The organism is Tissierella sp. (genome assembly GCF_052089545.1).
Lineage (GTDB): Bacteria > Bacillota > Clostridia > Tissierellales > Tissierellaceae > Tissierella_A.
Genome location: NZ_JBQDAA010000096.1, coordinates 1 through 7,554, shown reverse-complemented (window position 1 = coordinate 7,554; position 7,554 = coordinate 1). Strand labels below are relative to the sequence as shown.

7 protein-coding genes and 1 tRNA gene are annotated in these 7,554 nt (G+C 28.4%); all 8 read right to left on the bottom strand.

Annotation, left to right across the window (positions count from 1 at the left end):
- On the bottom strand, nucleotides 1-554 hold a 554-nt coding region (locus tag ACTHW2_RS07970; protein WP_442263417.1), incomplete at its 3' end, for a YitT family protein.
- Between the two features lie 359 nt (nucleotides 555-913).
- Nucleotides 914-2,014, bottom strand: a complete 1,101-nt coding sequence (gene tnpB / locus ACTHW2_RS07965; protein ID WP_442263416.1) for an IS200/IS605 family element RNA-guided endonuclease TnpB — start codon at nucleotides 2,012-2,014, stop codon at nucleotides 914-916.
- 9 nt (nucleotides 2,015-2,023) lie between these two features.
- The gene (gene tnpA, locus ACTHW2_RS07960) at nucleotides 2,024-2,422 is read right to left on the bottom strand and encodes an IS200/IS605 family transposase (protein WP_442263414.1); all 399 of its coding nucleotides are present in this window, start codon (nucleotides 2,420-2,422) and stop codon (nucleotides 2,024-2,026) included.
- Between the two features lie 195 nt (nucleotides 2,423-2,617).
- Nucleotides 2,618-3,046 (bottom strand): putative ABC transporter permease, encoded by a 429-nt coding sequence (locus tag ACTHW2_RS07955; protein ID WP_442263413.1) that lies wholly within the window; start codon nucleotides 3,044-3,046, stop codon nucleotides 2,618-2,620.
- Nucleotides 3,047-3,434: 388 nt separating this feature from the next.
- Nucleotides 3,435-3,531 (bottom strand) — tRNA-Sec (locus ACTHW2_RS07950).
- Nucleotides 3,532-3,889: 358 nt separating this feature from the next.
- Nucleotides 3,890-4,927, bottom strand: a complete 1,038-nt coding sequence (locus tag ACTHW2_RS07945; RefSeq protein WP_442263412.1) for an aldo/keto reductase — start codon at nucleotides 4,925-4,927, stop codon at nucleotides 3,890-3,892.
- A gap of 92 nt (nucleotides 4,928-5,019) precedes the next feature.
- The gene (locus ACTHW2_RS07940) at nucleotides 5,020-5,721 is read right to left on the bottom strand and encodes a response regulator transcription factor (RefSeq protein WP_442263411.1); all 702 of its coding nucleotides are present in this window, start codon (nucleotides 5,719-5,721) and stop codon (nucleotides 5,020-5,022) included.
- A 21-nt stretch (nucleotides 5,722-5,742) separates the two neighbouring features.
- The coding region (gene selB, locus ACTHW2_RS07935; protein WP_442263410.1) for a selenocysteine-specific translation elongation factor at nucleotides 5,743-7,554 on the bottom strand (1,812 nt) is incomplete at its 5' end.

The window sequence follows — 7,554 nt, the reverse complement described above, 5'->3', positions numbered from 1 at the left end:
AGTGTATAAAGCGCTTTATCTAGTCCAAATAATATAGAAGCTATCCCTACTATCACAGTATTAAACATCATAAGAGCCGAGCCTAGATTCATATTATATTTTCTTTTTAAAATAACAGCTATTATATCAAATCCTCCTTGGGAAGATCTATTTCTAAATAAAAGTCCCATTCCAACTCCATTTATTACTCCTCCAAACACTCCTCTAAGCAAAACATCTTCTATTGGAATATATTTTGATATATCCCTAGTAAAAGTAAGAAGAGTTGAAAGTAAAACCATAGATATAAAACAATAAATTGCAAAATCTCTATCTACCATCTTTACAGCTACTAAAAATATAGGTATATTTATTACAAATATTACAATACCTGAAGATATATTAGTTAAATATTGTACCATTATACCTATACCTCCAACTCCACCACTGAGTAGTTTTCCAGGTATTAAGAAACCATTAAAAGCTATAGCACACAATATATTTGCTAAAAATATAAAAAACAACCTTTTTAATATTAATTTAAAATCTTTTTCCCCTTTTTTCTTTGTTATCATTTTAAAATGCTCCTTTTTATTTTAATTTTCATCTTATAAAAGATAAGTCTTAAATATATATTCCATCATTTAAAAAATGTACATTTTTATAAGAATATCTCTATATCATATCTGCCACTATTATTTTATAATGATAACATCTTTACCAGTCAATATCAATCCTATATCTACTAGTCCTTAATTATTTAGTGAACTACCACCACTTTCGCCTATAGGCTTAGAAGTAGTGGCTTCTAGTATCTTGTACTAGAAATTTTCCTAATTCATAGAGTTGTGCCTTCGATAATACAGAAGGTCTCATTTGACTCTCCATAGGCTCTACCCGTAGTCCCTACGGTAATTTATAATTACACTACATCTTATCTTCTTATTTCTTTTAGTCCTTCTCTAAGTATATTTATGCTTGCATTGATATCTCTATCTATGTCTCTAGCATCACAGTTAGAACAATTCCATTTTCTAATATTTAGGGGTATGTTTTTAGCAACATATCCACAATGAGAACAGGTTTTACTACTTGGAAACCATCTATCTATTTTATGAATAGTTCTACCCTGCCATTTTGATTTATACTCCAAATAAGAATAGAATTTATACCAACTTACATCAGAAATATCTCTAGATAATTTTTTATTCTTCATCATATCCTTAACTGATAAATCTTCAAGAATGATAATTTGGTTTTCATCAACAATTCTTTTAGATAGTTTATGAAGAAAATCCTGCCTTTGATTTTTTATCTTTTCATGTAATTTAGAAATTTTATACTTTTGTTTATACCAATTATTACTAAATTTTTGTTTTCTACTAAGCTTTCTTTGCTCTTTTGCTAGTTTACCTAAGGTGCTTTTCAAGTATTTAGGATTATCTATCTTCTCCCCATTAGAAAAAATAGCAAAATGACTTAATCCTAAGTCAATACCAATATTACCTTCTCTTTTAGGCATTGGTTCTATATCACATTGGGTTATTATAGAAACATAATATCTATTTGTAGATGATTTAGAAATAGTAGCATTTATAAGTCTTCCTTTTACGAATCTATGAACTTTAGCAGGCACCCATTTTAACTTTGGAAGTTTTATACTATTCTTCTTTACCTCAATGTTGTTATTTACATAGTTTACTGTATAAGATTTCTTATTGTTTCTCTTGCTTTTGAACTTAGGAAAACCCACTCTTTTATCTCTAAAGAAATTCTTGAAAGCCCTGTCTAAATGTCTAATGGACATCTGCAGAGATGTACTGTCAACTTCTTTAAGCCATCCTAATTCCTTTTTCATCTTTGGCAATTGGTTTTGCTGCTTAGTGTATCCTATAGATTTGCCCTCAGACTCATATATTTCAATCCTTTGATTTAAAAAATGATTATATACAAATCTAGTGCAACCAAAAGTTTTTTCTATTAATTCTCTCTGTCTTTTCTTTGGATATATTCTAAATTTATAAGCTTTGTTCATAGACTTCACCTACCTTTTATCTTGATTCTCTATATATTCCTTTATAACATCTATAGATACCTCACCAGTTGTTATCAGGCAGAAACTTCTTGACCAAAATTGTTGTTTCCAGAGTTTCTGCTTAACTTGTGGAAAATCTTTTTTAATAAGTCTTGAGCTTGCACTCTTATAAGCATTTATAAATTTGGATATTTCAGTATTTGGTTCCGCCTTGAACATTATATGTATATGATCAATGTCATGGTTCCACTCTTTTAGAGTAATATTATACTTCTTACTTATCCTAATAAACATATCTTTTGCATAGTCAGATATAGAATCATCAAATACTTTTCTTCGATATTTCACTACTAATACTAAGTGGTAATGTAATAAGAAGACTGAATGATTATTTCCATCTAATTTCATTGATATAATCGCTCCCTTATTTATATACGACTGATTATATCATAGCAAAGTTTCTTAATCAATATTAGGCATAGCTAAACGAAATTCATATCCCACTTATAGAAGGTTGGAGACTTCTTTCGAAAAAAGTTAAAATTAAATCTATCTATCAAAAGGCTATAATATCTGTTAACAGATATTATGGCCTTTTGTCTTTTAAATATATTTATATTTAGGTTTGTTTTCTTTAAACATCCAATGTCTCAAATAATCATAAAGAATTATAGTTGGTAATGAAAGAAAAAACCATAATATTGTATATAACAAAGAAATTTGACCCATGAAATTATATTTTAAATCGCTATAGTCCCATACTTCTAAACCCAATCCACTATTTAGAATCAAACCAAATATTAACTCTAATATTGTAATAGTTATGCAGGCTATTAGCTGTTGTTTTAATAATAGGTTTTTTGACGGAAATAAGACCTTTTTTATCAATCCAATCGATATAAAGCATAATCCACCTAAAACAAACATCGAAAAATGGGAGTACCCTCGCCATAAGTTTTCAAGTAAAAAATATAGTGTTCCACCGATTATAAACAAAATGGAATATTCTATTGTCTTTTTTATTTTTATCACCCTTTATACTATTTGTTGTCTCAATTAGTTTAAAGAGTTTATTCTAAAATATTCATTGTCTATATATACTTATATTGAAATAAAATCCACTTATTAACAAGTAATTTAAATTTAAGATTTTATATACTCCTATTAAGTTTTCTTCTTATATAATTTAATTCTTTAACACTACATTTTATATCATTAGTTAATTTTTTAGATATAAATGCAGTTATTAAGTTAAATATAATGGAAATAATTATTGCTATCCTATGGATTTTAAACAATGTCAATAGTATCACTCTCTTTCATTTCAGTTAATACTATTATGTTCAGTTACTATCCATATAATTCTTTTAAGATTAAAAACAAACATAAAAAAAGCGACTCTAAGTCGCTTTTAGTCAATTGGCGGGAGTATGTGGGAATCGAACCCACCCAAGAGGATCTTAACCCCTCGCGCTGGTTTTGAAGACCAGAGAGCACACCAGAACTCATCTACCCCCATAATGCTGTAATTATTGATACCAGTATATTTTAGCATATATAGAACTTTGAGTCAAGAAATGCTTTCCCTATTTTAATTTCACAGCTTGTAATGTTAAAAGTTGTCTGTTTGTCTTACTATAAAATCCTTTTCTTTTAAAATTTTATAAGCTTTTTAGTATGATTAACTATAAGTCTTAAAACACCAAATCCTATAAGCTTATAATACTGGAACTTTAGCTGTCACTACAAAATATTATAATACTACTTTTATATATAAATATAGGCCATAATATCTAGTTTTAAATAAGATATTATGGCCTATATTTGTATGTCTTTAATTATTTCTTTAACTTTTATAAAATTACTGTCTTTTTCTTAGTTAAATACCTCTACGACATCTTTCAACATTTTTCTTATAGGTAGATCATAGGGACATTTTGTCTCGCATATTCCACACTCTATACAATCACTAGCCTTAGGTGACATTGCTCCGTATCTCTCTTTTGCCCAGTCCTGAAGATTATATCGTGTATAGTAACCTTCCATTAAAAAATTACTAGGTATATCTATTTCTTGAGGACACGGTAAGCAATATCCGCATCTTCTACAAAATTCAGCTCCTAGGGTGCTAGCTTCTTTTGCTAATCTTTCTTTTTCCACCTCTGTCATAGCTCTTCTATCTATTCCAGCTCTGGCATTTTGTAAAACTTGAGAAATACTATCCATTCCAGGTATTACAACTGAAACATTTGGATTATCTAAAATATATCTTATTGCTATTTCCCCTTTTCCAATAGCTCCACCAGCTAGAGGCTTCATAACAATTACACCAATATTGTTTGCCTTAGCTTTTTTAAATAATTCTTCTCCTTGAGTTTCGACTGCATTATATGGATATTGTATAGTATTAAAAAGTCCTGTATCTATTGCCATATCAAGTACTTCTTTACTATGACTTGTAATTCCTATTTCTTTAATTTTACCTTGCTCTTTTAATTCCTTAACTGCTTTATAAGCTCCATAATCACTCATAATTTGATCATATTCTTTAAAAGTTTTAATATTATGAAATTGATATAAATCTATATAGCTTGTTCCAAGAAAAGAAAGACTCTGATTAAACTCTTCTATTATACCTTTATAAGTTTTATCCATGGATTTTGTCGCCAAGTAAAACTTATCCCTACCCAGTTTCTCCAGTGCATATCCTATTAATTCTTCACTGGCCATGTAACCTCTAGCGGTATCAATAAAATTCATTCCTTGATCGTAAGCTTCTGTAAGCAATTCTAATACCTGCTCTTCATTTAATCTTTGAGCAGGTATACCACCAAATCCCACTACACTTACTTGAAAATCAGTTTTTCCCAATATTCTTTTTTCCATAATAAATTTCACTTCCTTTAATTTCATATTTATTAAAAAATTATAATGTCTTTAACATTTATCTATTGAATAATATATTTATATTTTAAATTAAAGTATATAATATTCATAAAGAACTACTAGGATATTAAATTGATATTATTAAAGTAATACCCTTCTCCCCATTTAGTTTCTATATATTTAGTCTTATCTGTAGTTTTTTCAATCTTTTCTCTAATTCTTCTTATATGAATATCAACCGTTCTTACATCACCATAGTGTTCATACCCCCAAACTTCATCTAATAACTCTTGACGAGTAAATATTTTGCCTGGATTAGAAGATAATACATAAAAAAGATCAAATTCTTTTCCAGTAAAGTTTATATCTTTATCTTTTATACTGATAATCTTTTTTAAGAAATTTATGGTAAAATTATCTATTTTCAAGCTATGTTTTGGTCTTATAGTAGTTTTATATTCCATTCTTCTAAAAATTGTTTTCATTCTTGCTTTAAGTTCAGAAATATTGAAAGGTTTTACCAAGTAATCATCTGCTCCGTGTTCCAAAGCTAAAATTTTAGACATATCTTTATTACATTTAGATAAAACTATTATCGGAACAGTAGAAAAATCTCGTATCGCCTTACAAATCTCTATACCATCTATATTATCTATTTCTTTTTCTAGTATGACAAGATCATATTCTTTATTTTTTATCTTTTTGAATAATTCTCTATTTGTGAAAACACAGTCTATTTTGTATGCATCTTTATTTAAAATGTATCTTAGATTGTCTATGGTTTTTTTATCTTCACCAGCAATAAGTATTTCTTTGTACATATTTCACCTCTTAAGCACATTCTAGTCTGTTTTATACAATGTTCTTTCATTTTCATTTCTTATAGTTACTTTATTTTCATCTGTATATTCCAATAGGGCTATAGATACTTTTCTATTACTATCTAATAAATCTCTAAACTCTCCTATAGAAATAGAAGTGTTTTTATTTATATACTCTACTAATTTATTTATTGCCAGGTCTACATCTTTTCTATATAAAAATATCGATTCATCCAACTTTATAATTTCTCCTATATTTACTAGATAGTTAAACACTTGGTAAAAGTTCTCTTTGTCAATACTTAACTCTTCTATCATAGCCTCTGTTTTTAAAGGATTGTAACCATTATCTTCCATAGATTTTATTATTTTTTCTTTTATATTCTCTTGCTCTTTATTTAATGATATTTCAAAGCTTTTAAGTCTAATATATTCTTTATCTTGTTCTAAATAGTTTAATTCTATAAACCTATCTAGAACAGATTCTCCAAGTTTTGTAGGAGCATTGTTTAAAAATTTACTCCTTATTTCTTCTTTTGACATACCGTTTTTAAGTGGGTATTTTAGATGAAAATCATTTAACTCCTCTTCTATACTATCTATTAAAGTATTAAAGAAATCTTTATGAATAATATATATATCTTTAGTCAAGGAAAATTGCATGATTTTTTCTTTAGCTATCAAGTCTTTAATTTTTTCCTTTAGTATATCTTCAACCATTGATGTATATGAAATTAACTCTTGTAAAGATGGAAATTCTGAACTTTTATCTAAAATTATTTGTTCTAAAATCTCTTCCTCGTTACCTTCAGATTTTATTTCCAATCGATTTATAAGTTCATTATCAAACCTTTTATGCTTTTTTGGATTTGTTTCAACTACTTCCCCTCCACCAATCGTAAACATGGGTGAATAAAATCTTATTATGAACCTATCGCCTCTTTTAGCTACTATTTCTTCTTCAAGTCTGAGTTGAGCAAATGCGTTTTCACCAGGGTTTAGTACATCTCTATCTAAAAGAACTATTCTACAAAGAATTTCTTTTGTACCAATATAAAGTCTCACTCTAGTTCTATTTTCAATACTTCTATCCAATGATTTTAACAGTTTTACCTTTACATCTAACATCATAGTTTTTTTAAGTGTTCCTATGGGTGCTATAACACTTCCACGAGGCGCTTCTTCTTTTTTTACTCCAGCTATATTCATAGCAACTCTTTGCCCTGTAAAAGCATCCTGGGCATCCTCATCATGTACTTGTAAAGTTCTCACTCTTCCCTTTATTTCTTCAGGAAATATTTCTATTTCATCTCCTATACTAATTTGACCAGAAAGAAGTGTTCCAGTAACTACTGTTCCAAATCCTGAAATAACAAATGATCTATCTATAGGTAAGTATGTAAACTCGGTGTCACTTTTTTCTTCTATTTCTTCAGAGTACTCCATTACCTTTTCTATAACCTCTTTTATACCTCTGTCTTTAGTAGAAGAAACATTTATAAATGGAGCATTTTCTAAAAATGTTCCTTGTATTTCTTCTCTTATTTCCTCTTCTACAAGCTCTATCCACTCTTCTTCGACCAAATCAGTCTTAGTTACAACTACAAATCCTTTTTTAATTCCAAGTAAATCAAGTATAGCTAGATGTTCTAAAGTTTGCGGCATTACTCCCTCATCAGCAGCTACTACAAGTAAAACTATGTCTATACCTATGACTCCTGCCAGCATGTTTTTTACAAATTTTTCATGTCCTGGTACATCTATTATCCCAGCTCTTTCTCCATTTGGAAGATCAAAATAGGTAAAACCTAATTCTATAGAGATACCTCTTTT

Coding starts and splice junctions, on each gene's coding strand:
- tnpA (WP_442263414.1), bottom strand. CDS start 2,422: ATGAAATTAGATGGAAATAATCATTCAGTCTTCTTATTACATTACCAC.
- ACTHW2_RS07945 (WP_442263412.1), bottom strand. CDS start 4,927: ATGAAATTAAAGGAAGTGAAATTTATTATGGAAAAAAGAATATTGGGA.
- ACTHW2_RS07940 (WP_442263411.1), bottom strand. CDS start 5,721: ATGTACAAAGAAATACTTATTGCTGGTGAAGATAAAAAAACCATAGAC.
- tnpB (WP_442263416.1), bottom strand. CDS start 2,014: ATGAACAAAGCTTATAAATTTAGAATATATCCAAAGAAAAGACAGAGA.